Here is a 24,791-nt window from a genome sequence, read left to right as displayed (position 1 = left end):
ACTTTGCACCCCAGTGCTACGAAGGGCAGTGTGGGGCTGTTCTAAAGACTGTTGAAATGCTACGAGGGCGGTATTACCGCCCTCGCCTCGTTATTCTTCTGTGTCTATGTCATCAACTTCTACGACAGTGACGTCAACGTACTGGTCTTGGGGTTCACCGAAGACGCGCTCTTTGACTACTCCAACGAGCTTGTCAGTGGCTGCTGCTCCGCCCTTTTTAAGGGCTTCGGAGACTTTTTCAGAGGCCTGGTCCATACGCTCAGCTACCAGCGGACTTTGCCTGATTTTAGATGCTTGCATCTTGATTTTCTCGTAGCGTTCGCGTCCTGCGCGCGTGCCTAGCACGTACCCAAGGCCGGCTCCTACAATGAATCCGAATTTTGCGCCCAAGGCTCCTCCTTATTGCATGTTTCTTAGCTAGTTTACCGGGCCAGACGGTGGGTGTGCACTTGCTGGAAGTGTTTCGAGGTGGCGTTGCTTGCGGTTTTGAACAAGCCGGGATTTAGGAGCGCTTTATCCATGGTTTTCGCTTAGGCTTAGGTTGTGACAGAGGTACAGATTACGACGCCCCGCGGAGTTCGGCTTGCGGGCACGTTTGTGGACCCTGTTGATTCGACGGACGCTGCGGTTTTGTTTGCGCACTCGTTCTTGGCTGATAGGCATTCAGGGGAGCACTTCGACCGCTTGTCAGCAGCGTACCGGGGCGCAGGTTATGCAACTTTGGAGTTCGATTTTTCTGGTTGCGGCGATTCCGATGATGACGTGATTACGCTGGCCAGCCAGGTTGAGGATTTACATTCGGCTTCGGCGTGGCTTCGCGCGCAGGGTTTTGAACGCCAGATTTTGCACGCGCATTCATTTGGCACTCTAGTGGCTTTGAAAGCCCGCCCGCAGGCCGCTAAAGCGATGCTTCTCACCGGCATGATTACAGGCCCACTGTCGTTTGAGTGGGATCAGATTTTTTCGTCCACACAGTTGGATGATTTGGAGCGCTCCGGCCGCGCGCAGATTCCCGACGATACGTATTCGAAGCGCGAGTTTTTTGTGATTTCGAAGCAGACGTTGATTGATCTGTCGATGAATGAGGCAGACGATTTGCTAGACGACTTGCCTGTCCCGATCCTGGCCATTTACGACGCGGACGATGAACAACTGGGCTTAGTTGAGATGGCTCAGGAAGAGTTTGCGCGCCTGCCGGGCGGTTCTCGCGTTGAGGTCGTGCGGGAGGCCCGTTTTGGCGCAAACGAGGGCGTAGATACGCTTCGCGACATGTCGGTGAAGTGGGCCAGCCACCACGTTCCGGTTCGCGTAGGCTAACTCAATCCGGCTTCTGCCCGCCCCTCGCGCATTTTATGAAAGTACGCGCGCGGTTTCTGCTTCTAGATTTTCGAGGTCTCCTAGCCACGCCCTCGTTCCAAAGCTGGTGGTGCTGAGCGATGCGATGCGGTTGGAAAAGTCGATGAGCGCAGACGGGTCGGTTGTTTCTCGATTTAAGAGACCGTGAGCGCATCCCCACGCGAAGGCTCCGTGGAACGTGTCGCCGGCTGCAAGAGTGTCGATGGCATCAACTGCAGGAGGGGTAACAGTCCCGGTTTTGCCGAGCCAGGCCCATTGCACGGGGTCTGGTCCGGCTGTGCGCACTACGCGTTCAATGCCAAAGCCTTTGAGGAAGGCCACCGTGTCATCGAAGTTCACGCATCCGGGTGGCAGGAAGTCTGCGGAGATGATGGCCACGTCTATGTATCCCAGCATTGTGGGTAGCCACGGTTTCCAAGATCCGCCGTCAAGGATGCGCAGGTATTCAGGCTTGTATTCTTGCGCCGCGAACGGTTCCCCATCTTCATGGGCGCCACTGGTGAGGACAGCCATCGCCAGATCGGGATTGTGGCCGTCAACAAGCACAACCTGCGGCTGGCCCATGGCTTCTAGGGTTTCCAACGCGATTTCGGGCTTTAGTGGCAGGCGCGTGTTGGTGGAGGCAACGGTGCGCGCATTGTTTTGCGCGTTGATGAGGATCGCGGACACGCTGGGGGTCAGATCTAGCTTGCCAGTGGTTTCGGGCGCCTCAGCCTCGTAATCGGTACAGTCCACCAAAGCCACTTCCTGGACTTCAAGGTCTTCAAGAATGAGGTGCGCGGCAGGGCCTTCACCGATTGCGGAAACGAGGAGGGAGGCCATCGCTCCTCCCGGATTCGCACCCCGATTGAGGTCGCTCGCGCTCGCGGCACGGGTTGCTGCGCGGGTGAGGTGAGAGAACGCAACGGCCGCGTTGGTTGCGGGCCCGCCCGCAGCGAGGATCTGATCAAGTGAGGTTACTTTTTGATTCTCGCGCACTGTACCCGCGGTTAGTTGGGCAACGTCGAGTGTGGTGATCCCAGCGAAAAGTCCGTACATGGTTTAAGTATCTCATTTGCGTTATCAATGGTGCTTCTCGCGTTCACTCAAAGGCGCGATCCGCCCCTGCTTGAAAGCGAATTAGTATCGCCGCTGGCAGCTTGGGCTACCAGCGGCGATCGTTGTCGAGTTGGAACGCGTTAGTCGTCAGCGATTCCCAGTTCGATGCTCTTGCCGGGGATCGAGTCAATCAGGTTGCGCGTGTAGCCGGTGTTCGGGTTGTCGAAGATCGAATCCGTGTCACCGGTTTCAACTACCTTGCCGTGTTGCATTACCACCACATCGTCAGCAATCTGACGGACAACCGCGAGGTCGTGGGTGATGAACAGGTAGGACAGTTCCATTTCGGCTTGAATGTCGTTTAGCAGGTGCAGGATTTGGTCTTGCACCAGCACGTCCAGCGCAGATACGGCCTCGTCAAGAACGAGGACGTGCGGGCGTAGCGCGAGTGCGCGAGCAATAGCTACGCGCTGGCGTTGACCGCCGGACAGTTCGTTGGGATAGCGCCTCATCGCAGAGCGAGGGAGGGCAACCATGTCGAGTAGTTGGGCTACGCGCTCCTCGCGCTCCTTCTTGGTTCCCCAGTTATGTACGCGCATGGGTTCTTCAACCGCACGGTAAATCGAGTACATGGGGTCCAGGGAGCCGTACGGGTTTTGGAATACCACCTGCAGGTTGCGGCGCATAGCGAAGCGTTCCTTCTTAGAAAGCTCGGAAACGTTTTCGCCCTCAAAAATTACGTCACCAGAGTCTTGCTCGAGCAGACCCAGAATGATGTTCGCCGCAGTGGACTTACCAGAACCGGATTCGCCTACAACACCTAGAGTTGTGCCCTTGCGCAGCGTGAATGACACGTCGTCAAGCGCCTTGAAAGTCTGTCCGCGCTTGCCGCGAATCGGGAAGGTCTTCACCAGGTTCTTAACTTCAACCGCAGCTTCAGTTGAGGTCGCGCCCTTACCTGCGCCCAGCAGTTCCTCTTCGGTCACCTGAATGCCAGCCTGGTGCGCGGTCATGATACGCGCGGTGGCTAGCGAGGGAGCAGCGGCAACCAGCCTCTTGGTGTAGGGGTGCTGCGGACGTTGCAGGATCTGCATGGCAGGCCCCGACTCCACGATGCGGCCGCGGTGCATAACAACGAGGTGTTCAGCGCGTTCAACGGCCAGGCCCAGGTCGTGCGTAATGAACAGCATCGCGGTGCCAAGCTCGTGAGTGAGCGTCTCCATGTGGTCCAAGATGAGCCGCTGCACGGTCACGTCAAGGGCCGAGGTCGGCTCATCTGCGATGAGCAGCTCGGGACGAGCAGCCAGGCCGATGGCGATGAGGGCGCGTTGACGCATGCCGCCAGAGAACTCGTGCGGATACTGTTTCGCAACGCGTTCGGTGTCGGGCAACCCGGCTTCAGCGAGGAGTTCATTGACTCGCTGGTGCATTTGCGAGCCTTTAACCACGTTGTTGGCCTTGAGGGCTTCGCGAACTTGGAAGCCGATCTTCCAAACGGGGTTTAGGTTAGACATGGGATCTTGCGGAACGAGGCCGATGTGGCGTCCGCGAATACGTTCCATCTCTTTACGGCTCTTGGTGGTGAGTTCTTCACCACGGAATTTGATGGAGCCACCCACGATCTTGCCGGTGCCGGGCAGGAGGTTGATGATGGCGTGCGCGGTAGTGGATTTACCGGAGCCGGATTCTCCTACGATGGCAACGGACTGGCCGGGGTAGATGGTGAGGTTGGCTTTCCGCACTGCGGGAACCATGCCCGTGGAAGATTGGAAAGCGACCTCGAGGTCTTTGATTTCGAGCAGGGGCTCGACGTCAGTGTTCATCTCGTTTTCCACTTCGTTTACCTCTCTCGTGACTTCGGGTCGAGAGCGTCGCGTACCACGTCACCCATCATGATGAAGCTGAGCACGGTCAGTGCTAGAGCACCTGCGGGGTAGAACAGCACGGATGGCTGGGTACGTAGCGCAACCTGCGCCTTGTTGATGTCGCCGCCCCACGAGACGATGTCTGGTGGTAGGCCCACACCCAGGAATGAGAGGGTTGCTTCAGCAACGATAAACGTGCCGAGCGCTACGGTTGCGTAAACGATGATGGGTGCCGCAGAGTTCGGCAGGATGTGGCGCATGAGGATGGTCCACTTGGATTCACCTAGCGCCTTAGCTGCAGACACGTATTCTTCGTTCTTAACGCTCATGACCGCGCCGCGCGTGATGCGCGCAATTTGTGGCCATCCAAAGATTGCGAGGACAAGAACCACGGTCCAGGTTGCACGGTGAGAGCGGAACATCTGCATTACCACGATTGCGGCGAGCAGGAACGGAATGGCGAACACGACGTCGGTGATGCGCGAGAGTAGCGAGTCGAGCCAGCCGCCAAAGTATCCGGCCAGCGAGCCGAATGCGGCTCCCATGATGGTCACGGCAATCGTGGTGAATACACCAACGGTTACAGATGCGCGAGCACCGTAGATAGTGCGTGCGTAGATGTCACAGCCTTGCCTGTCGAAGCCGAATGGGTGGCCGCCAGATGGAGCCTCCATGGAGCGCGAGAGTTCGCAGAAGTTCGGGTCCATTGAGGTGAACAGGCTGGGGAATGCGGCCAGCAGCAGAGCCACAGCAATGATTGCGGCTGAAACCCAGAATAGGGGGCGTTTGCGCAGGTTCTTCCAGGCTTCTCCCCACATGGACGAGGGCGCGGAGTCGTCTGCTACGGCGTCAACGGCCCCCAGGCCAGTTTCGTCTACGGGTGAGACGAAGTGTTCCTGGCCTTTTCGGTAGGTAGTTTGATTACTCATAGCGAATCCTCGGATCCAGAGCTGCGTATAGCAGGTCTACTAGCAGGTTGGCGATGATGTAGACGATCACAAGGACGGTCGTGAATGACACGACGGTTGCAGGCTCGCCCTTGATGATGGCCTGGTACATGTTGCCGCCTACGCCGTTGATAGCGAAGATACCTTCGGTAACGATTGCGCCGCCCATGAGGGCTCCGAGGTCGGCGCCTAGGAATGTTGCAACTGGAATAAGCGAGTTGCGCAGCACGTGGTTTTGAATCACCTTGCCGCGGGAGAGACCCTTGGCGTATGCGGTGCGCACGTGGTCGGATGACATGGTTTCAGATACGGACTGCCTGGTTAGGCGAAGTACGTAAGCGAAAGACACGGCGCCGAGCACGATTGCCGGCATAAGAAGGGCTTCAAACGTGGTGTTTCCACCAACCGTCGTTGGCGCCCACCCAAGTCTCACACCTATGAGGAACTGGAGGACGAAGCCGATAACGAACGTGGGCACTGCGATAACAAATAGGGAGACCACAAGAACGGTGCCATCGAAGATGCCGCCGCGACGCATGCCGGCGATGAGGCCAAAACCAATGCCGAAGATTGCTTCAAATGCAAGTGCCATTAGGGCGAGCTTGATGGTTACAGGGAATGCGCCGGCCATCACGTCGGTGACTTCACGGCCAGAGAATGTGGTGCCGAAGTCGAGTGTGAAAATACCTTTTAGATAAAGCAGGTATTGGACGAGGAATGGCTTGTCGAGGTTATAGCGCGCCCTCATTTGTTCCGCCACTGCCGGTGGTAGGCCGCGGTCGCCACCGAGAGCCTGGATTGGGTCACCGGGCATGAGGAACACTAACGCGTAGATAAGCAGCGTTGCGCCTATGAAGACGGGTATTAGCTGCAGGAGTCTACGTCCGATATATCGGATCATTGTGGTCTCCTTGGGTAACTGCTTACGCAGTTTTTATTTATTAGTTGTGAGTTTATGGTCTCACAGTTGCGAGCCCTGCACTCACAGGAGCGAGGCCCGGAGGGAAACCCTCCGAGCCTACGCTACCTTATATTCGAGTAATCACTTGGTGATCTGGTAGTAAAGCGGGACTGAGTTCCACCCAAACTCTACGTTATCTACAGCTTCGGTCGAACCGCCGGTCACGTTGGCGTACCAGAGCGGGATTGCCGGTAGATCCTTGAAGAGGACCGTCTGAGCCTTTAGGTACAGCTCGTTGGACTCTTCAACCGACTTGGCGCCAGCTGCCTGCTTGAGGAGGCCGTCGAAGTCTGCCGAGGAGTAGTCACCGTCATTCGAACCAGCTCCCGTGGCGTACAGCGGGGCGAGGAAGTTACCAAGACCCGGGTAGTCGGCCTGCCAGCCGGTACGGAACGCGGTCTTGATCGTGCGGTTGGTTACCTCGTCACGTAGCGACTTGAAGTCGGGGTACGGGGCGCCCTTCGCGTCGATACCGAGCACGTTCTTGATGGAGTTCATGGTTGCGTCTACCCATGCCTGGTGGCCACCGTCAGCGTTGTAGGCGAGTTCGAGGGAGCCATCCCACGCCGAGATTGCGTCAGCCTTGGCCCACAGTTCCTTGGCCTTCTCCGGGTCGAAGTTCAGAACCTCGTTGCCTTCAACCTTCTCGTTGTAACCGTCGATTACCGGCGAGGTGTAGTCGTGTGCCGGGCTACGAGTGCCCTGGAAGATGGTGTCGGTGATCTCTTCGCGGTTGATTGCCATGGAGATTGCCTGACGACGCAGGTTACCTTCTTCGCCGCTGAAGTGCGGGAGGCGCTCCGGGATGGTGAAGGACTGGAAGATAGCGGACGGCTGGTTTACAGCGCGGTCGCCAAGTTCGCTCTCGAAGCTGGAGAATGCCGAGTCAGGCACCGCGTCGAGAACGTCCAAGTTTCCACCGAGGAGGTCGTTGTATGCCGCGTCCTGCTGGGCGTAGAACTTGATCTCAACGCCGCCGTTCTGAGCCTTGCGCGGACCGTCGTACTTCGGGTTCGGCTTCAGCATGATCGACTCGTTGTGCTTCCAGTCGTCACCGGACTCTAGCAGGTAGGGGCCGTTACCAACCGGTGCTCCACCGAATGCTGCAACCGCGTCGGCGTCGCCAATACCCGCTTCAGGAAGCGGGTAGAACGCGGAGTAGCCCAGGCGCAGCGGGAAGTCAGCCTCAGGCTGCGAAAGCTCAACGGTGAACGTTTGGTCGTCAACAACCTTTAGACCCTCTAGGCCGGCGAAGTCAGCGGGGGCCTCGCCACCCTCCGGGAAGCCCTTGATGGGCTCGAAGAAGTAGGAGGAAAGGTGCGACTGCGCTACGCCCTGGTTCCACGCGTCAACGAACGACTTAGCAGTGACGGGGGAACCGTCAGAGAAGGTCTGGCCTTCCTTAATCTTGATCGTGTAGTTCTGAGAATCTTCAGTCTCGATCGATTCAGCGAGTTCGTTCTGTACGGCACCGGCTGCGTCGTAGTAGACGAGGCCAGCGTAGATCAGGTCAACAATCTTGCCGCCACCGGTTTCGTTGGTGTTGGTCGGGATGAGCGGGTTCTGCGGTTCGGAGCCGTTTGCTACAACAACACCGCCACCGGACTCACCCTCGGGCGCGCTCGCGCCACCACCGGAACCGCCAGAGCAGGCGGTCAGCGCAAGTGCCGCAACCGCAAAGGGAGCGACTAGGCGCAGGTATGAACGTTTCATTTTTCCTCCGTAAAATCGGATAACGATGAAGGGCGAAATGTCGCGCTTCATTTGCGTTGAACTTTAGCAGGAGCAAATTTTTTGAAATCTAAGCGTTCTAAGTCTGAGACGCTTTATTGTTAGCATTTCGAAACCAAAATGGCACTTTTGCGCTATATGTGGGGGATTATGATTTTTGTCGCCCGTAGATTTTTGTGACATACACTTACTATTTCAAAACACATATTCCAGATAGCGAGACGCTCCAAATGCTTGTGTTCTGGCGATTTTCTTTAGGATAGAAGCATGAAGGGAAGAAAATCTGGGTTCTCCAGCGAAGAACTGGCAGGTCGCGCAGCGGCGTTGCCGGTAATAGCATTCCCAGAAGAACTTCCCGTGTCGACCAGGCGCGAAGATATTGCGCAGGCCATCGAAAACCACCAGGTAGTGATTGTCTCGGGTGAGACAGGCTCGGGCAAGACCACGCAGCTTCCCAAAATTTGCCTGCAACTGGGCCGCGGCATTAGAGGAATGATCGGGCACACCCAGCCGCGCAGGTTGGCAGCTCGAACAGTTGCGGACCGGATCGCTGATGAGCTGGGCACCAAAGTGGGCAAGCGGCCCGGTGACGTGGTTGGTTACCAGGTGCGTTTCACGGACGAAGTTGGCCCCACCACCCTCGTAAAGCTAATGACGGACGGCATTTTGCTAGCCGAAGTGCAAAATGACCCGAACTTGGATAAGTACGACACGATAATTATTGATGAGGCGCACGAGCGTTCTCTAAACATCGACTTCCTGATTGGCTACCTGACGCGTCTGTTGCCGAAGCGTCCAGATTTGAAGGTAATCATCACGTCCGCAACGATCGATTCGGACAGGTTTGCAGATCATTTTGCAAAAGCGCTAGGCAAGCCCGTTCCGGTTGTGGAAGTGTCGGGCCGTACCTACCCTGTGGAAATCCGCTATCGCCCGCTGGAGCAGTCCGATCCTCCCTCGAATATCACGGATGAGGACAACGCCCCCGTGTCAGTTAAGGGCCTAGTGTTAGAAGACGCGGATGCGCCGCTCGCCCTGCTCGGATACGGCATGGGTGAGGACATTGATTACCTAACGGGCATATGCGAAGCCGTTGAGGAGCTTATCGATGAGGGGCCGGGTGACATCCTCGTGTTTTTGGCCGGCGAGCGCGATATTCGCGACGCCACGCACGCGCTCTCAGATTCGCTGGGGCCGCGCTATATCCACGCCGGCGATGCAACCGACAAGAGTCCGGCCAACGGGGTGGAAGTGCTCCCCCTGTATTCGCGCCTGTCAGCCCCGGAACAGCAGCGCATTTTCAAGCCGCACCCACGCAGGCGAGTTGTGCTGGCCACCAACGTTGCAGAAACATCGCTGACCGTGCCGGGAATCCGCTACGTGGTGGACCCAGGTTTGGCCCGTATTTCGCGGTATTCGAACCGCACTAAGGTGCAGCGGCTGCCCATCGAACCGGTGTCGCAGGCTTCTGCGAACCAACGTTCGGGCCGATGCGGACGCGTGAGCGATGGTGTGGCGATTCGCCTTTACTCGCAGGCAGATTTTGAGGCGCGGCCGCGCTACACGGAACCGGAGATTCTACGCACATCGCTGGCCTCCGTTATTTTGCAGATGATTTCGCTAGGGCTCGGCGCGGTAGAGGACTTTCCGTTCCTGGATGCACCTGCCTCTAAAGCCGTGCGTGATGGTGTCGGTCTGCTAGAAGAAATTGGAGCGGTAACCAGGCGTTCCCCTAGTGATCCCCTGCGACTTACTCGTGTTGGACGCCAGTTGGCTCGCCTGCCTATCGATCCGCGTCTGGGGCGAATGCTGATCGAAGCGGATCGAGAAGGCGTGGCCTCGGAAGTTTTGATTATTGTTGCCGCACTATCCATGCAAGATGTCCGCGAGCGCCCGGAGCAGTTCAAAGAGGATGCGGATAGGGCGCATGAGCGCTTCTTGGATCCGGAGTCTGATTTCATCACTTACCTGTCACTGTGGCGGTATTTGCGTTTGCAGTCGCGTGAGCTTTCGGGAACGCAGTTTAGAAAGATGTGCAGGCGCGAGTTCCTGCACTTCTTGCGTTGGCGTGAGTGGCAGGACGTCGCTGGCCAGTTGCGCGATCTGGCGCGTCCCCTCGGTTTGAAAGTGGATACGCTCCAGATTCCGTCACGCAAAGAGGTTCGCGATCAAGAGCGCGAGGGCGGAACGGTTGATGCTGCGGCACGCGCAACCACGGCGCTGACCGCGCGCACATCCGGCCGTAACAGCGAGCAGATCCACAGGGCGCTACTGGTTGGTTTGCTGTCTAACTTGGGTTCGTGGGACCAGGCTAGTCAGGACTATCAGGGGGCGCGTGGAACCCGGTTCGTGGTGTGGCCGGGCTCTGGTTTGGCGCGCAAACACTATGACTGGGTGATGGCTGCGGAACTGGTAGAGACGTCACGTCTGTTCGCTCGCACGGTCGCGAAGATCCAGCCCGAGTGGGTTGAGAAGTCAGCCAAGCGTTTGCTGAAGCATTCGTATTCGCAGCCGTACTGGTCCTCCAAGATGGGGGCGGCGATGGTTCGCGAGAAGGTGATGCTGTACGGCCTCACTCTGGTAGCGGATCGGCCCCTGCTACTCGCAAACGTGCCGCATGGAGCGAAGGTGGAGGCGCCAACGAACGCCACCTCGATTGCGGCCCGGGCCGGAGTTACCGGCGGCGAGTTGGGTGGATCGCCCCAGCAGGTTGCTCGTGAAATGTTTATCCAGCACGCCCTCGTGGATGGTGAGTGGAATGCTCACCACAAGTTTGTTCGCAAGAACAGTGAGCTACTGGCAAAGATTCATGAGGCGGAAAAGAAGTTGCGTCAGGGCGGCAGGGTGTCCGATGACGCGATTTTCGCGTTTTATGACGAGCGAGTGCCGCGTGAAATCATGTCGGCTGCACATTTTGATGCGTGGTGGCGCCGTCAGCGCGATAAGCGTTTGCTGGAAATGGAGCGCACGGATGTGCTTCCGGGTGTGCGCGAGGTGGATCAGCGCGGCTATCCGGCTAAGTGGCATCAAGGTGACATCACTTTGCCGCTACATTACGAGTTCGATCCGGGATCACCCCGCGATGGACTAACGATTCGGGTGCCTGTAGCGGTGTTGCCGCGCCTGCATGACGCGGGCTTTGAGTGGCTGGTTCCGGGAATGCTGGAAGAGCTGCTCACGGCCACTATCCGCGCTTTGCCTAAGCAGTTGCGTGCCCAGCTTGTGCCCGCGCCCGATGTTGCACGCGAGCTCGCCGCTTGGATCAAGCACAACATTTGGATGTCCGAGGACGCCTCGAGCCCCTCATCTGGGCAGGTAAACCCGGACGAGCGGGTTTCCGCTTCGAGTGACAACTCGTCAGGTTCAACTGTGTCTGCCGCGAGCTCGCCGGAGTCTGCGAGCGAGGACGAGGTGGACCCTCGTTCGCTTGAAGCTTCGCTTGGCAGGCTTGCCGCCTGGGCTTCAAAGTCGGGCACAGCGAATCTAAAGTCGATTGCGAAGATGAAGCAGGCGTCCGCGTGCCCTTACTCGCAGTCACAAACGGCTCCAGAATCTAAGCCCAAACCAGTATCCCCCACGGATCAGCAAACGCAGAACCAGCAGTCGATTTCGCCCGAACAGCCGCAGAGCGGCCTCGAAAATCAAGATAAACAGCAGGTGAAACGGATTCCGGGTACTCGAGCTGGCGAGTTCCTCCCCCACTATTTTGATGCGTTTATACGCGCTACCGACGCAGTTAAGGGCGTCGATGTTCCACGTGAAACATGGGACGACTTAACGCTGCCCTCGCATGTCACGCCTATGTTCGTTGTGGTCAATGCGCAGGGGCGCGAGTTGCGCTCTGGCGAAGATCTGACGTGGTTGCAAAAGCAGTTGAGCGGACAATCGCAAAAGGCGGTTCGTTCGGCAATGCGTGAGGCTTTGGATCAGGCGATGAAGGAGTCGGGCGCAAAGTCAGAACCGTCTAAGCGCACAAAAAAGGCGTTTGCGGGAGTGCAGGCATCCCCGAAGGGGCGCGCGTCGGAGGGTACGCCTGCTTCGGCAGACCAACCGACGCCAGGTGTTTTCGCGTCGGTCCCAGAATTGGATGGCTTGTCGGATTGGCCCGTTGTTGAGGGAGGCGCTTTGCCCCTCAGCGTGGATGCGCGCACGCAGGCAGGGCTTTCTGTTCGGGCATTCCCGGCGTTGGTGCCGCAGGGGTCAGCGTCTGAGCCGTCCGCTGGTGTGCGAGTTATTGCGGAGCGAACACAGGCCGATGCGAGCCACCGGGAGGGCCTGGCTCGCCTGGTTCTGGCACACACACGCTTGGCAACGGCTCGGGTGTCCACACGCTGGACGGGCCGGGAGGCGCTCATTCTAGCTAGCGGGCCATACCCGGATACGGAAAGCTTGGTGGCGGACGCACAGTTAGCAGCTGTGACGTCACTGATTGATGAGTATGAGACTCCTGCGGTGCAGGTACGTTCCAAGGCCCAGTTTGAGGCATTGGCCAGGTGGGTGCAGGATCGGATTGAGGATCGCACCTATCTGATTTTGGGTTGGGCCGTGGAGGCGTTCGCCGAGTTTGGCGAGCTTGACCGGGCGGTTCGTTCGGTGTCCTCGCCGGCGATGGTCAGGGTGCTGGCGGATGTGCGCGAGCATTCGAATAGCTTGGTGTTTGAAGGATTCTTAACGCGCGTACCTTTTGAGTGGTTGCAGCACGTGGCACGGTTTGTGAAGGCTGACCGGTTGCGGGTAGAGAAGACATCACAGTCCGCGAGCGTACTTGCGCGCGATGGGGGGCTGTGGCGCTCCGTTAAGGACGTCGAGGCGGCGTTGGCATCCGCCCGGGCGGCGCTTCCAGCTCACGAGGTGGCCCGAGCTGCGCAGCTGAATGAGGCCCTGTGGTTGGTGGAGGAGCTTCGCGTATCCCTGTTCGCTCAGGAACTTGGAACCTCAAGAAAGGTGTCACTGAAGCGCCTACACGCCACTTTGAATGGCTAGCAGGTTTCGCCCTCTTCACGCGCGATTTTCGAGTCTACTATTTCGCACCTCGTTCCGCTAGAATCAGAAGCGGGAGGTTTTGATTCATCATGTTGCGTAATTCTAATTCTGTTGGGCAACGGCTTGTTGAAGCTCGTAATGCTGTTGGCATGACCCAGCGCGATTTGGCGGGAGCTTCGGGCATTTCCCAACCGACGATTCATCGCATTGAAGCGGGACAGCGCGAAACCTCACCCGTTGAGGTTGCGGTTCTTGCCGATGCGTGTGGCGTGTTGCCGGCTGACCTGTATGGAACAAGTACCGTTGCCGAGGACGTTGTTTACGCGGGACGAACCGATAGTGATGGCTCTGCGGCATTGACTGCGTACATGATCTACGCGCTTGGGTTGGCTCGTCGCTTGGATGAGCTTGGCGTACCGGAGACACGATGAGTAACGAGCGAATCGGACGAGAAGCAGCCGAGGAGTACCGTGAGAAGCTTGGATTAGGTACGCGCCCTGTCGGGAATTTGGCTCGACTTATTGAGAATGAACTCGGCATAGGGGTTGCCTACGTTCAGGGGGCGGAACCCGGCCATGGAATGACTATGAGCGATGGGCTACGCACTCTTATTGCCGCGGGATGCACTCCGCATCCTTTGCGAATGCGTTCTACGCTTGCCCACGAGTTAGGTCACGTCGTCCTTCAAAGCGTTGATCGTTATCTTCATGATCAGGAAATAGGGGAGCGAGATTCAAGAGAGATTCAGGCTGATGCTTTTGCTCGCCATTTCTTATTGCCTTTAGCGGCAGTAGAGAAGTTTGCTGATGGAAGGCAAGTTTCGGAACGGCTACTATCAGATTTGGTGCAGACTTTTGGGGTTTCTGCTCATATGGCCGCCATCCAAATGCGGGATTTGGGCTTGATAAACAGTTCTACATTTGAGGAGTGGAAGAGCCTTTCTGGTAGCCTGCTGTCGACTCGTTACGGGTGGCCATCCGAGTATGAGGTGCAGGCATTGGAATCATCTACGGCCCGTCCTCCTCAGGATATTCTCGCTCGAACGATGGAAGGCTATAGGTGGGGTGCTGTTTCTGCAGCCGCTATTGCTCGCCTTTCTGGCGAAAGCAACGTTTCAGCGGTTTCTGAACGCTTGCAAACAGAGGAGATTATTCCTGGAAACGCACGCTTTACTGCGGCTGAGGCTCCAACAGATTCGGGGGCACGATTGACCGCGGAGGAGCTCAAAGCCCTGATGGGTAATGCCGAATAATGCATATTCTCGACACGGGTCCTATTTTTAAGTTCCTCACTACGGATTGCACACCCCAGCTGCTAGCAGCACTTGGCCATAATAAAATTTGTGTTCCTGCCGCAGTGGAGTACGAAATTTTTGACACACCGAAAAGACGTAGGCAGTTTGCAAGGGCGGCAGACGTATGGAGGAGCTTTCCGGACAGGTTCCGGCGTGTACTATCAGACGAACCTACTGCAGAAATGCGCGAGTGTTGTCTAGCTGTTTTCGGCCTGGAGTTTAGTGACATGTATTCTCAAACCAAGGACAGGGGCGAAACCATGGCGATACTTCATGGTGTTTTGGCAGCCCGTTCTGGCGAGCAAGTACTGATTGTCTGCGATGATGGGGCCGGTATTCGCATGATCGAGAGGCAATCCGCTATTTTGAGAGAGCAACAATCGCGAGGGATTTATGACTCAAGCGGTAGCATATCTCACGCGGACACGTTGACGTTGTTGCGATGGGCTATCCAAAATGGCGCCTTCGAATCAAAGACGGAGTTTTTGAAGCGTTATAAGCGAATGGCCTCACTGGACGAGGCATTGCCAAAGGAAGTCAAAGAAACCGGTCTAACTCATCCGCATCTTTGGAAATTGAAGTAATACTTGCATTGGTATACGAAAATTGCGTACAGGGGCATCCATTTAGATGTCCAGGTCGTACGAGTCGTCTATCGCTCGCCCTGTCCGAACTCTCATAGCGCCTCGCGCGCGTGCTCCACGATGTAGTCGGCAACGGATTCGATAACGTCGAGGGTGTTCTCAAAGTCTTGTTGTGTGCCATACCAAGGGTCGGGAACGTCAAGTTCTCGCCTGCGCGCGCCGGCAAGCGCGGGATCCATTGCGCGGAACATGCGCAGATCAGTTGAACGCTGGTCGCCAACCTGCGGGTTTTCGATCACATCAATATGGGTGCGCGTAGCCAGCCGTTCGACAGCCGCATAGTGGTTTGACGTCATTGCGAGAACAAGGTCGCAATCTTTTAGGTCTTGCGCCGTGATCTGCCTGGCGAAGTGATTGGGGATATCATAGCCAGCGGCTTTTAGAGTGCGCTGGGCGCGGTAGTCAATGGGGTTGCCGTGTTCCTCGTCAGAAATGCCAACAGAGGTAGCTACGGCATCGAGTCCAGCGGCTTCAAAGTGCTGATTTAGCACAACCTCGGCCATGGCGGATCGGCAAATGTTTCCGGTGCAAACAAAAAGTACTCGAAACGTCATGGGGCTCAGCCTATCAACGTAGCGAGAAAGCGAAAACCGCGGTTGAATGCGTTAGGTCGCCAATAGGTGCCGGCATCGAGCAGGAGCAGCATGCACTGCACCCGGGCTTTTGCACGATCTGTAGGCCTTAGCGCCGCGTCGAAGATTCCCTGACTACGAGTTCAAAATCAACTCGTTCCTCACCGCAATCGGTGTTCCCGAGTTCAATCAGTTCCATGAGTGCCTTCACAGACTGTCTGGCTATAGCAACCTTGTCCGGACTGATTGCGGTTAGAGATGGAAGAGTGTAGGACGCCACGTCCGTGTCGTCCCAGCCTGTAACCATCACATCGCCTGGCACATGCGCGCCGATATCGGCCAATGCTCGCACTGAGCCCGCCGCTGCAAGGTCATTGAGGGCGATGATCGCATCCGGCAAGTCATGAGTAGTGAGCCAGGATGTTAGAGCGCCGTGCGCGCCCTCGTATGTCCACGGAGATTCCACCACGCAATCTGAGGTCAGGCTCAGCCCCTTTTCTTCAAGCGCTTTTTCAATACCGCGTCGGCGTTGAGGGCCTGGCCCAATTGTCATCACTGTTTCAGAGGAACCTACAACAACGAATCTTCTCGCCCCGCGCTCCAATAGGTGTTCTGTGATCGCCTTGCCGGCTGCTTCTCCATCAACTGCGAAGTGAGGGACGCCAACATCAGAGATCTTTTCGCCCAGTAAAACGAGCGGCACATCAATCTTGGGTAGCTCTTCCCCCGTGAGAACGATCGGGGAATAGATCACTCCATCAACTACGTCTGGTCGGAAACCTTCAAGGGATTTAAGTTCCCGATCTCGCATGCCTTCGGTCTCGGTGATGAGCAGAGTTTGGTCGTACTTTTGAGCTTCTCTTTGAATGAGGTGTGCTAGTTCCCCAAAATATGGCCAAGAAATGTTTGGTACAGCCAGCGCGATCATACCGGTACGTCCAGACCGAAGTCTTTGAGCAGCGATATTTGGCCTGTAACCGAGTTCCTGAATGGCGTCCTGCACCTTCTTGCGAGTCTGGTCAGAAACATGCACGTAGTCATTAACAACGTTTGAAACAGTTCTTTGCGAAACGCCGGCAAGCGCCGCAACGTCTTGCATGTTTGGTGGTCGCAAGCCCTAACTCCATCGCTATTTTGAAAATATTAAAACGTCAAAACAAGAATCAAATGCAAGTTTACAGATAGTGCCCGCGATCCCCATATTGCGACTTAAACGTAGGGCGCCCACCGATTCAAACCGGTAGGCACCCTACGTTGGTGGACAGATAGCTTTCGATTTACTTGAGGATTCCCTCAATAGCTGTCTGAAGCTCATCTAGCGTCGTTTTAATGTCAGCATCATTCAGCCAGGTAGCTTCGATGGTCTCCTGGATAGATGAATCAATGGCAGACCACTCAACAACACGTGGAGGCAATGTACCGTATGCCTTTGCAGTTTCGAGATACTGCTCGCGGTGCGGAGCAGCGAGGTACTCTTCCGAGTTCAAAGCAGTGTTACTTGCAGGCATGTGCCCCGTCTTAATACCCCAGACTCCAGTGTTTTCGTAGTAGAACTTAGCAAGCTCAAATGCAGCCCGATACTTTACAGGATCACCTTGTTCCTGAACGGGAACCGTCCAGACGTGCGAGTTCGCCCAAGTTGCAGGCTTATCAAATAGCATCGGCGCGTCAGCTACTTCGTAATCAAAAGGCGTCTCAGCTTCAAACTGATTGACTGCCCACGAGCCGTTGTACATGATGGCCGACTCCCCGCGCAGGAAGGCCTGCATGGAAGCATCATAGTCGTGAGTCTTCGCGGTAAATCCTCCATCAACTAGCTTGTTGACGAGTTCGAGAGAGGTTACAGCTTCCTCACTGTTCATGTTTACTTCACCGCTCTGCGGATCCAAAAGCGTTCCACCTTGCTGATAGATGAATGCCTCCCACAAGCGCGAAGCCATCGGATCAGCAGTCATTGCGACATCCAGGTAATTCTTCCCGGTCTTGTCTTTCACAATCTGAGCATGCTCGAGGAATACCTTCGGGTCTGTTGGAACCTTGTAAACTTCGCCATCTGCGGCCAAACCTGCCTCGCGAAGAATATCCATGTTCAGGTGAGAAACCGTTGCGTGCGAATCAAAGGGAAGCGCGTATTGCTTACCGTCGTACTCAACCGCTGCAGATGCCGGGTCGGTGTAATCCGAGGTGTCAACACCAATAGACTCGGGAACCTCCATGAGTAGGTCCCTATCTGCATACTCAGGCAGATTCGATCCGTGCATTACGGCGATATCTGGCTTCTCCGAACTAGCCAGCGCTGTATTCAACCCGTCGTAATACGAGTGCCAGGAGGATCCACCCAGCCGTTCGACCTTGATCCCCCAAGCATTTTCAGCTTCGAACTTATTGGTCAGGATCTGGATAGCTTCACATTCTGTGGTCGCCTTATCCATGTCTGTAACGCCGTTGGTGGTTTCGTTACAATCTCCAAAGAACCGCGCCAAGGTTATCGTGGTGCCCTGAAGGTCATCGTCTGAAACCTCTGCGATTTTCTGGAGCATGTCCTCGCTGGATCCGGATTCGCCTCCGGATCCTCCCGAGCCACTCACGCCGCAACCCGTAAGAGCTAGTGAAATAGCGCCCAGCATCATTGCTGGAACACCTAATTTCCTTAACCTCATTTTTCTCTCCAATCTTTCTTGGGTTTGTTATTTTTCTCCAGAAGACATGGACACGCCTCGAATGAGGTACTTCTGGAAGAAAACGAATACAAGTAGCAAAGGCAACGTGCCCACGATGCCTCGAGCCATCAATGAACCTAGCTCCGTTGATTGCGAGAAGGTCCCCTGCAACGATGCAAGGCCCGTCGTGATCGTAAACATTGCAGGTTTCGTAGCAGATACGAGTGGCCACAGATAGTCATTCCACGTCTGCACAAATGTGAATGTTGCTAGAGCGATCAGTGAAGGGCGGGCAAGGGGCAGCATCACCGAGTAGAAGATCCTCCAGGAAGAAGCCCCGTCAATGCTGGCTGCCTCTTGAATCTCATCCGGAACTTGCGCGAAGAATTGCGTCATTATGAACACGCCTAGAGGAAAGGCAATCCGTGGCAGAATCAACGCCAGGTAGGTGTTATGCAGGTTAATGTCGCTAAACATCATGAACAGAGGAATGAACATTGCCTCTTTAGGAACCATCATTCCGGCAAGCGTGAGCGAGTAAACCACTAATCTGCCCGCAAACGGCAGCTTCGCAAATGCGTACCCTGCCATTGCGCATACAGCTACCGTGACGATAGTGGTTATGACCGTGACAATCGTGGAGTTTAGGAACCACCGCAGAGTTGCGCCTGTAAGGAAAGCATCAGCAAAGTTTGAGAGCGTGAATCCTTGCGGAAACAGGCTTTGCGAATTGGTTTTTAGAACGTCATTTGGAGTCAGCGCCAAAGACAACATCCAGATTAGGGGGATGAGCCAAAGCAGAACGATTAGGATCATCGAAGCGTGGTACAGCACGTTAGCCGTGTTTCGCTTAGGGTTTGGCTTCGGCTCGGTTACCTCCGGAGCGAGAGAGAGTGTCTGAGCAGTCATTTCAGTTGCTCCTTTCGCGCGACATGAGGAATTGGATAAGTGAAACGAAAACCATTACTACGAATAGGAAAAGTGACATCGCGGAGGCATACCCCAGGTTCGAATCCCTGAAGCCGGTTTGGTAGATGTATCGAACCAAAACATCTGTGACGCCTCCGGGCCCACCATTTGTCATGATGTTCACCTGACCAAAAATCTGGAATGACGCGATCACCTGGGTAACTACAACAAGTAGTGTGGCGTGCTTCAGGCCAGGCAAGGTGATTGATACGAACTTTCGCCATGGCCCCGCGCCGTCTATTGCTGCAGCTTCATACAGAGTGGGATCAATATCTTGCAGGCCAGCTCCGAACAGGATCATGTTGAAGCCCACCGTCCACCACACGGTAGTCACAACGATTGCGGCCATCGCAGTCCGTGGATCCGACAACCAAGCCACTACGCCAACGCCTAGTGTGTCAGTCAGTTTGGCAACTATTCCTCGCGAGGGGTTGAGCATGTATCCCCAGATAAGGGTGGCTACCGATACTGGGAGGATGTACGGGACAAAAAGGGCTGCGCGATAAAATCCATTTCCTTTTTTGCCCAGATCAAGCAATAGCGCAAAAGCTAGGCCCAACCCGGCAATGATCGGTGTTGACACGATCGTGAAAACCACTGTGTTCTTGAAAGCGTTCCAAAAGCGCGGATCGTTCCAAGCCCCAGTGTCTCCCGCGTTAAAGCCGAGCAGGAGGGCAGCTACGATCAGGGAAACAACTAGCAATATTTCACCTGAACGAAGGCGATTATTGCGTGCTGCCCAAACTGCAGTTACTGCGGCAAGAAATAGAAGCGTTAGTTGCACCCACCAAGAGGATCCAACGCTCCATTCAATTCCGGCTCCTCCAAGCATCTGCTTGTAGTTTTCGAATCCCACCCACTGCGGTGTTCTGCCAAGTAGATCCCAGTCGAAGAAGCTCATCAGCACCGCTTGCACAACGGGGTAAAGGATGAACGCTACGTAGAACAGCAGAAATGGAACCGTAAAACCGAAGTTGGTGAACCACCGTCTGATATCGCGAGCGCTACGCGTTGAGGTCATTTTTCGGCCACCCCCACTGCGTGTTCGGTTACCACTCGAGGACGCACTTGAGAATCATGCGGCTTTGAGCAGGTAATGATCTCGCGAACAGTTTCCTTAGGCAGTTTCGGTTTCCTATCAGGAGTGCAAATCCCGTTTACCTCCTGCGCGGTATCCGTTAGCTGCGTGTAGCAGAAACCCGCTAAGAAAGGCGATTCAAGTAGGGCGAAAACAAGTCCACTAAAGACCTTCTCGTACTCTTCCTTAGAACCGACCGTCCTGTAGCCCCAGTGCTTCGAATCCTCCTCAGCCAAAGCAATCCCTCCGAATTCGGAGACGATGACGGGTTTGTTGAAATCCCAATCCGAATCAAGGAGGGTTCGACGCCCTTGGGGACCGATGCCGTTTACGGATTGCCTCATGGCGCTTTCACTCGCGTACGCGCACTGGAGTTGCTCTGGCTTATCCGCGTAGTCGTGTGTCGTAACGATGTCCGTAGCAGGCTGTTCCCAACCGTCATTTGAGCTTATTGGGCGCGTGTCATCTACCGCGCGGGTTAGATTCGCCATACCCTCCACAAAAGCTCGCTGCCTTACATCGGCGGCTATCTGCGGAACACCCCAGGATTCGTTTATTGGAACCCAGGTGATGATTGACGGAGACGACCTATCTCTACGAACCGCACTGAGCCATTCTGCAGAAAGATCAGTCAGTGCACTGTCGTCAAAAACATATGCGGAGGGGAACTCTGCCCAAAGCAAGAGCCCAAGCGAATCGGCCCACGCCAGGTAGCGGCGATCCGGGGTCCTCTCATGAATTCTTGAAAGGTTGAATCCAAGGTCCAAGATAAGTTGAATCTCATCTCGAATAGCATCTGGTGAGGGGGCAGTAAAGTAACTCCCTGGCCAGTATCCCTGGTCCAGAATCCCCCTGATGTAGACAGGCTGGCCATTGATGTGCAGGTAATCCTGCGACACACTAACGCTTCGGATACCCGCATAGGACACTACGCGATCCACACCGCAGCCAGATTCCAAGGTTAGGAAGAGGTCAATCAAGTTCGGATGCGCTGGCGCCCACAACCATTCTTGTGAATCCATATTGTTTTTGATCTGCGGAAGAGGAATCACCACATCAAAAACTCGCGCATTAGGGCAAACCGAGATGTCTGCAATATCGCTGTTCTTGCTTCTAGCCCGAACCATGAACTTAGCGCTTGCTTCGGGCTCCTTCGACAAAGTGATCTGGCCGATTAGCTGCGCACCTTCAACATCAGAGCGCCAGTACAGCTCTTCGATAGCTAACTTCGGACGAGCCTCTAGCCAAACATCGCGCCAAATTCCTGTACTGCGCTCGTACCAAATTCCATTAATTTCTTCACGCCAAGACTGCTTACCCCTCGGCTGGCTTGCAACAGGACAATCTTTGGCTCGAACCACTACTTCGAAAGGAGCAGCGCCCTCAAGTTGCACCGAGAACGGCGTGTAACCTCCGCGATGACGAGCGACATGTTGGCCATTAACCCAAACATCACACTCATAATCCACCGCCTCGAAGTTTATGAACCACTCCGGATGCTCCAATGAGCTCGTCAGATCCTCAGCTGTAATCGTTCGTTTATACCAAACAACTTCCGAGTCATTCTGAGCGTCCTGCCATGCATAGCCAGACCTTTTTGAACCCGGTGGGAACGGGACGATAATGGCATGCCCAAACGCATCCGAGCTACCAGCCTGATACCACTTCTGAACCAGCCCAACATCATCGGGATCTTCTTGGAACCCCCACTCGTCATTAAGACTGTGCCAATCTTCTCTACACAGCTGCGGCCGTGGATAGCCGGCTTCTAACCATTTGAAGAAACTGTCGTCGTTGACTCTCATATACCGACTATATGCTACGTAGCAAAGTTATTTGCCACGTAGCAAACAAAAATTGTAACAATCTGGTTACTTTTGTGACGTGCGCCATGTTTACAAATGGCCCGGACTCGCATATGTAAGTCCGGGCCACCTCTGGTTTACCTTGGCAAACCGCCTCAAAGTCGGTGGTAAACCTCGGTTTTCAAACTAGAAATCCCAGTCGTCGTCCTCAGTGTCCTCGATATCACCGATAACGTAAGAGGAACCTGAACCAGAGAAGAAGTCATGGTTCTCGTCCGCGTTTGGCGACAGTGCAGCCAGGATTGCCGGGTTGACGTCCGTGCTCTCGGGCGGGAATAGCGACTCGTAGCCCAGGTTCATGAGGGCCTTATTCGCGTTGTAGCGCAAGAACTTCTTCACGTCCTCCGTTAGACCCAGCGGATCGTACAGGTCTTCCGTGAACTTCTCTTCGTTCTCGTACAGTTCGTCCAAAAGCTCGAACGTGTAATCCTTCAGCTCAGCCTGGCGCTGCGGCGAAGCCTCAGCAACCGCCAGCTGGTACTTGTAGCCAATGTAGTAACCGTGCACGGCCTCGTCGCGAATGATCAGACGGATCAGATCTGCCGTGTTTGTGAGCTTGGCGTGCGCAGACCAGTACATGGGCGCGTAGAAGCCAGAGTAGAAGAGGAACGACTCAAGCATCGTTGAGGCAACCTTCTTCTTCTCCGGGTCATCACCCACGTAGAAGCTGTTAATGATGCGCGCCTTGTTTTGCAGTTCCGCATTCTCTTCAGACCAGCGGAACACCTCGTTAATCTCGCTGGTAGAAAGCAGCGTGGAGAAGATCGAGGAGTAAGACCTGGCGTGCACGGACTCCATGAACGCGATGTTCGTGAGCACGGCCTCTTCATGCTGCGTGCGCGCATCGGGAATCAGCGAGATCGCGCCAACCGTGCCCTGCAGGGTGTCAAGAAGCGTGAGGTTTGTGAAAACCTTATTGGTCATATCCTTCTCAGCGTCGTTTAGTGTGCGCCAAGACGGGATGTCATTCGACAACGGAATCTTTTCTGGCAACCAGAAGTTACCCGTAAGCCTGTCCCAAACCTCCAGGTCTTTTTCGTCCTCAAGCTTGTTCCAGTTAATTGCTTCGAAAACGTTTCCTTCAGCCAACTTCAACTGCGCCTTTCACTTGCAACCGATCATGCACGCGTGTCGCGTGACTTCCTTACTATTACTGATTTTTGAGGGCGAAATAGGTCACCCCGCCAGCTACTGCGCCAAGAACTAGACCCTGGCGAATGTGTGGCATCTTCTTGCCCGCGCGCTTGCGACGCTCGCCGCGGTGGAGGATGTAACGCTCCACAAGCGAGTTCACTTTCAGCGAGACCACTACCGACCCAACGCCGATACCGACCTGCGCAGCCATGGGCAGGTCACCAAAGTTCTTCTTCCAGAAGTCCTGTAGCTGCGCCCCCGACTCTTTCACGTCGTCAGCGGTATAACCCACGTGCTTGTAGTAGGCGCCAATACCGCCCAGCAGGGCGCTCTTTGCAACGAAGCGAGTACCGGATCCGCGCAGAATGTCAGGCATTGCGTACCACGCGAAAACGGTTGAGCCAATCACCATAGATTCGGCCTCAACGGGATTATCAACGCTCCAGTCATGTAGCTCGGTCAGCGTCTTAACGACCTCGCCTTTAAAGTCTTGCTCGAGTGCGGTTTGCGTGCTCATGGCTGCTCCTAGCATTCTTAACAACGGTTACGCTCTAGTGTAGTTCGGCTGGCAGACTAGAGCGAGACAAGCAACGTCTACTTCTGCACCGCGTTGAAAAGCTTGCCGTCCAGGCCCTTTTCGCCAAAGGCTACAAATCGTTTCGACGAGGCCTCGGTGAGCTTATTTGTCATCAGCACGGTAGCTACCGCTTCGGCTTCGCTGGTGTTCGCAGGTAGTGGAATGAGGGGGCCGCTTGCGGACTCAGCCGCCAAAATGAGGCTGGCCGGGTCGTCTTGGGCGGCAACCGCCGTCACGGAGTTCTTTTCAACTTTCCGCGCGGTTGCAGCGTTTAGAGCAACTGACTTAACGGACCCGCTAATGGAGCTCTTGCGGAACGCTCCTGCTACTCCGTCCACCAGCTTGGGGTCTAGCGTGCCAATTCCTACAACATAATCTGGTTTCAGGCTTGCAGCGATTTGCTTGGCCTGTTGCACGTGATCTTTGCTGACCAGAAGCACGGGCCCATCCCCCATGGTGCCAGCAATCGCCGCGAGCGCATCCTTGTTCTCATCGTCAGCCCCCACCAGGTAAACGCGTTTAGCTCCCTTTGAGTAAGTAGCTTGTGCAATGAGGTTTGAGGTAGCCTCGGCGGATTCACCCTGCCAGGTCAATAGTTCAACCTGTCCGGTGAGGGCATTGCTATTGTCACGAGCAGTTTGCGCGAAGCTGCGTGCAACCGCGCCGGCTTGTTCAGCCACTCCCTCGCCAACAACAACTACAGTTTCCGGGCAAAGCCGCGCGATTTCAAGTAGTGTGCGCTCGCTAAGCTCCCCGTTCTTTTCGGTGAAGAGGACGGGGCCGGGACGTTGCGATTTGGGAGCTCCCGCGATGGTGGCCGCTCCGCCATCCTCAAATGGGTTGATAAGGTAAACAGTTTTTGCGGACTGATTGAATTGGCGTATGGAAGTTGCGATAGCGGCTTCGCTAGGGGTTTCTTCGTAACGCACCATCTGAATGTCGCCAGCAAAAGTGGTGGAAATGAGGGTTGTGCGCGAGCCCATCGAGAGATCAGGCGCGGCAAGGGCTGGCGTAGCAAGGGAGAGAGGTAGAACGATTGCCGCCCCCATCGCTAGGAGGCGGGTGTGAAGAATCTTTCGCCTCATAAAACCCCGCATTCGCACTCGAATGTACCGAT

The 24,791-nt window shown here is 55.5% G+C and carries 20 protein-coding genes; 5 read left to right on the top strand and 15 right to left on the bottom strand.

Annotated features, from left to right (window positions below; translation table 11 throughout):
• Positions 1 to 90 precede the first annotated feature (90 nt).
• Positions 91 to 390, bottom strand: a complete 300-nt coding sequence (locus BQ7114_RS07260) for a YtxH domain-containing protein (RefSeq protein WP_072343825.1) — start codon at positions 388 to 390, stop codon at positions 91 to 93.
• A 153-nt stretch (positions 391 to 543) separates the two neighbouring features.
• On the opposite strand from BQ7114_RS07260, the gene BQ7114_RS07255 reads away from it, so the two are divergent.
• Complete coding sequence (locus BQ7114_RS07255; RefSeq protein WP_072343823.1) at positions 544 to 1,317, top strand: alpha/beta hydrolase; 774 nt, start codon at positions 544 to 546, stop codon at positions 1,315 to 1,317.
• 33 nt (positions 1,318 to 1,350) lie between these two features.
• Here the strand turns inward: BQ7114_RS07255 and BQ7114_RS07250 are convergent, their stop codons facing one another.
• The 5 genes from BQ7114_RS07250 to BQ7114_RS07230 form a co-directional block, all read right to left on the bottom strand.
• A complete protein-coding gene (locus BQ7114_RS07250) occupies positions 1,351 to 2,394 on the bottom strand; it encodes a PfkB family carbohydrate kinase (RefSeq protein ID WP_072343821.1) in 1,044 nt (347 codons plus the stop codon).
• Between the two features lie 140 nt (positions 2,395 to 2,534).
• The gene (locus BQ7114_RS07245) at positions 2,535 to 4,217 is read right to left on the bottom strand and encodes a dipeptide ABC transporter ATP-binding protein (protein WP_072343819.1); all 1,683 of its coding nucleotides are present in this window, start codon (positions 4,215 to 4,217) and stop codon (positions 2,535 to 2,537) included.
• Between the two features lie 17 nt (positions 4,218 to 4,234).
• Positions 4,235 to 5,188 (bottom strand): ABC transporter permease, encoded by a 954-nt coding sequence (locus BQ7114_RS07240; RefSeq protein ID WP_072343817.1) that lies wholly within the window; start codon positions 5,186 to 5,188, stop codon positions 4,235 to 4,237.
• Positions 5,181 to 6,107, bottom strand: coding sequence for an ABC transporter permease (locus tag BQ7114_RS07235; protein ID WP_072343815.1), 927 nt, complete (start codon positions 6,105 to 6,107; stop codon positions 5,181 to 5,183). The genes BQ7114_RS07240 and BQ7114_RS07235 overlap by 8 nt, the downstream gene beginning before the upstream one ends.
• A gap of 141 nt (positions 6,108 to 6,248) precedes the next feature.
• Positions 6,249 to 7,880, bottom strand: a complete 1,632-nt coding sequence (locus BQ7114_RS07230) for a peptide ABC transporter substrate-binding protein (protein ID WP_072343813.1) — start codon at positions 7,878 to 7,880, stop codon at positions 6,249 to 6,251.
• A 285-nt stretch (positions 7,881 to 8,165) separates the two neighbouring features.
• On the opposite strand from BQ7114_RS07230, the gene hrpA reads away from it, so the two are divergent.
• From hrpA to BQ7114_RS09030, 4 genes are all read left to right on the top strand, one after another.
• The gene (hrpA, locus tag BQ7114_RS07225; protein WP_072343811.1) at positions 8,166 to 12,881 is read left to right on the top strand and encodes an ATP-dependent RNA helicase HrpA; all 4,716 of its coding nucleotides are present in this window, start codon (positions 8,166 to 8,168) and stop codon (positions 12,879 to 12,881) included.
• An 89-nt stretch (positions 12,882 to 12,970) separates the two neighbouring features.
• Positions 12,971 to 13,312 carry a helix-turn-helix domain-containing protein gene (locus BQ7114_RS07220; protein WP_072343809.1) on the top strand — a complete coding sequence of 114 codons (342 nt, stop codon included), beginning with the start codon at positions 12,971 to 12,973 and terminating at the stop codon, positions 13,310 to 13,312.
• Positions 13,309 to 14,133 (top strand): ImmA/IrrE family metallo-endopeptidase, encoded by an 825-nt coding sequence (locus tag BQ7114_RS07215; RefSeq protein WP_072343807.1) that lies wholly within the window; start codon positions 13,309 to 13,311, stop codon positions 14,131 to 14,133. Before BQ7114_RS07220 ends, BQ7114_RS07215 begins: the two co-directional genes overlap by 4 nt.
• 302 nt (positions 14,134 to 14,435) lie before the next feature.
• A complete protein-coding gene (locus BQ7114_RS09030; RefSeq protein WP_230206003.1) occupies positions 14,436 to 14,759 on the top strand; it encodes a PIN domain-containing protein in 324 nt (107 codons plus the stop codon).
• A 92-nt stretch (positions 14,760 to 14,851) separates the two neighbouring features.
• Here the strand turns inward: BQ7114_RS09030 and BQ7114_RS07205 are convergent, their stop codons facing one another.
• From BQ7114_RS07205 to BQ7114_RS07165, 9 genes are all read right to left on the bottom strand, one after another.
• Positions 14,852 to 15,373, bottom strand: coding sequence for a low molecular weight protein-tyrosine-phosphatase (locus BQ7114_RS07205; protein WP_072343803.1), 522 nt, complete (start codon positions 15,371 to 15,373; stop codon positions 14,852 to 14,854).
• A gap of 127 nt (positions 15,374 to 15,500) precedes the next feature.
• Positions 15,501 to 16,505 carry a LacI family DNA-binding transcriptional regulator gene (locus BQ7114_RS07200; protein WP_143236827.1) on the bottom strand — a complete coding sequence of 335 codons (1,005 nt, stop codon included), beginning with the start codon at positions 16,503 to 16,505 and terminating at the stop codon, positions 15,501 to 15,503.
• A gap of 163 nt (positions 16,506 to 16,668) precedes the next feature.
• The gene (locus BQ7114_RS07195) at positions 16,669 to 18,051 is read right to left on the bottom strand and encodes an extracellular solute-binding protein (protein WP_072343799.1); all 1,383 of its coding nucleotides are present in this window, start codon (positions 18,049 to 18,051) and stop codon (positions 16,669 to 16,671) included.
• A 27-nt stretch (positions 18,052 to 18,078) separates the two neighbouring features.
• Complete coding sequence (locus BQ7114_RS07190) at positions 18,079 to 18,960, bottom strand: carbohydrate ABC transporter permease (protein WP_083431787.1); 882 nt, start codon at positions 18,958 to 18,960, stop codon at positions 18,079 to 18,081.
• 1 nt (position 18,961) lies between these two features.
• Complete coding sequence (locus BQ7114_RS07185; RefSeq protein WP_072343797.1) at positions 18,962 to 20,041, bottom strand: carbohydrate ABC transporter permease; 1,080 nt, start codon at positions 20,039 to 20,041, stop codon at positions 18,962 to 18,964.
• The gene (locus tag BQ7114_RS07180; protein WP_072343795.1) at positions 20,038 to 21,903 is read right to left on the bottom strand and encodes a glycoside hydrolase family 2 protein; all 1,866 of its coding nucleotides are present in this window, start codon (positions 21,901 to 21,903) and stop codon (positions 20,038 to 20,040) included. Before BQ7114_RS07180 ends, BQ7114_RS07185 begins: the two co-directional genes overlap by 4 nt.
• A gap of 186 nt (positions 21,904 to 22,089) precedes the next feature.
• On the bottom strand, positions 22,090 to 23,052 hold the full coding sequence (gene nrdF, locus BQ7114_RS07175; RefSeq protein WP_034508967.1) for a class 1b ribonucleoside-diphosphate reductase subunit beta: 963 nt from the start codon (positions 23,050 to 23,052) through the stop codon (positions 22,090 to 22,092).
• A gap of 61 nt (positions 23,053 to 23,113) precedes the next feature.
• A complete protein-coding gene (locus tag BQ7114_RS07170; RefSeq protein ID WP_072343793.1) occupies positions 23,114 to 23,614 on the bottom strand; it encodes a hypothetical protein in 501 nt (166 codons plus the stop codon).
• 77 nt (positions 23,615 to 23,691) lie between these two features.
• Positions 23,692 to 24,759: a hypothetical protein gene (locus tag BQ7114_RS07165; protein ID WP_143236826.1), complete on the bottom strand. Its 1,068-nt coding sequence runs from the start codon at positions 24,757 to 24,759 to the stop codon at positions 23,692 to 23,694.
• Positions 24,760 to 24,791 lie beyond the last annotated feature (32 nt).

Source organism: Actinomyces urinae, from assembly GCF_900119695.1.
Classification (GTDB): Bacteria; Actinomycetota; Actinomycetes; order Actinomycetales; family Actinomycetaceae; genus Gleimia; species Gleimia urinae.
The sequence above is the reverse complement of the archived record's forward strand: the minus strand, read 5'-3'. Positions and strand labels throughout refer to the sequence as shown.

What these genes read in the sequence shown, in the direction of transcription:
- BQ7114_RS07180 (WP_072343795.1), bottom strand. Translation starts at nt 21,903, where the DNA reads ATGAGAGTCAACGACGACAGTTTCTTCAAATGGTTAGAAGCCGGCTAT.
- hrpA (WP_072343811.1), top strand. Translation starts at nt 8,166, where the DNA reads ATGAAGGGAAGAAAATCTGGGTTCTCCAGCGAAGAACTGGCAGGTCGC.
- BQ7114_RS07220 (WP_072343809.1), top strand. Translation starts at nt 12,971, where the DNA reads ATGTTGCGTAATTCTAATTCTGTTGGGCAACGGCTTGTTGAAGCTCGT.
- BQ7114_RS07240 (WP_072343817.1), bottom strand. Translation starts at nt 5,188, where the DNA reads ATGAGTAATCAAACTACCTACCGAAAAGGCCAGGAACACTTCGTCTCA.
- BQ7114_RS07190 (WP_083431787.1), bottom strand. Translation starts at nt 18,960, where the DNA reads ATGACTGCTCAGACACTCTCTCTCGCTCCGGAGGTAACCGAGCCGAAG.
- BQ7114_RS07165 (WP_143236826.1), bottom strand. Translation starts at nt 24,759, where the DNA reads ATGAGGCGAAAGATTCTTCACACCCGCCTCCTAGCGATGGGGGCGGCA.
- BQ7114_RS07205 (WP_072343803.1), bottom strand. Translation starts at nt 15,373, where the DNA reads ATGACGTTTCGAGTACTTTTTGTTTGCACCGGAAACATTTGCCGATCC.
- BQ7114_RS07235 (WP_072343815.1), bottom strand. Translation starts at nt 6,107, where the DNA reads ATGATCCGATATATCGGACGTAGACTCCTGCAGCTAATACCCGTCTTC.
- BQ7114_RS09030 (WP_230206003.1), top strand. Translation starts at nt 14,436, where the DNA reads ATGGCGATACTTCATGGTGTTTTGGCAGCCCGTTCTGGCGAGCAAGTA.
- BQ7114_RS07250 (WP_072343821.1), bottom strand. Translation starts at nt 2,394, where the DNA reads ATGTACGGACTTTTCGCTGGGATCACCACACTCGACGTTGCCCAACTA.
- BQ7114_RS07185 (WP_072343797.1), bottom strand. Translation starts at nt 20,041, where the DNA reads ATGACCTCAACGCGTAGCGCTCGCGATATCAGACGGTGGTTCACCAAC.
- BQ7114_RS07245 (WP_072343819.1), bottom strand. Translation starts at nt 4,217, where the DNA reads ATGAACACTGACGTCGAGCCCCTGCTCGAAATCAAAGACCTCGAGGTC.
- BQ7114_RS07170 (WP_072343793.1), bottom strand. Translation starts at nt 23,614, where the DNA reads ATGAGCACGCAAACCGCACTCGAGCAAGACTTTAAAGGCGAGGTCGTT.
- BQ7114_RS07195 (WP_072343799.1), bottom strand. Translation starts at nt 18,051, where the DNA reads ATGAGGTTAAGGAAATTAGGTGTTCCAGCAATGATGCTGGGCGCTATT.
- BQ7114_RS07215 (WP_072343807.1), top strand. Translation starts at nt 13,309, where the DNA reads ATGAGTAACGAGCGAATCGGACGAGAAGCAGCCGAGGAGTACCGTGAG.
- BQ7114_RS07230 (WP_072343813.1), bottom strand. Translation starts at nt 7,880, where the DNA reads ATGAAACGTTCATACCTGCGCCTAGTCGCTCCCTTTGCGGTTGCGGCA.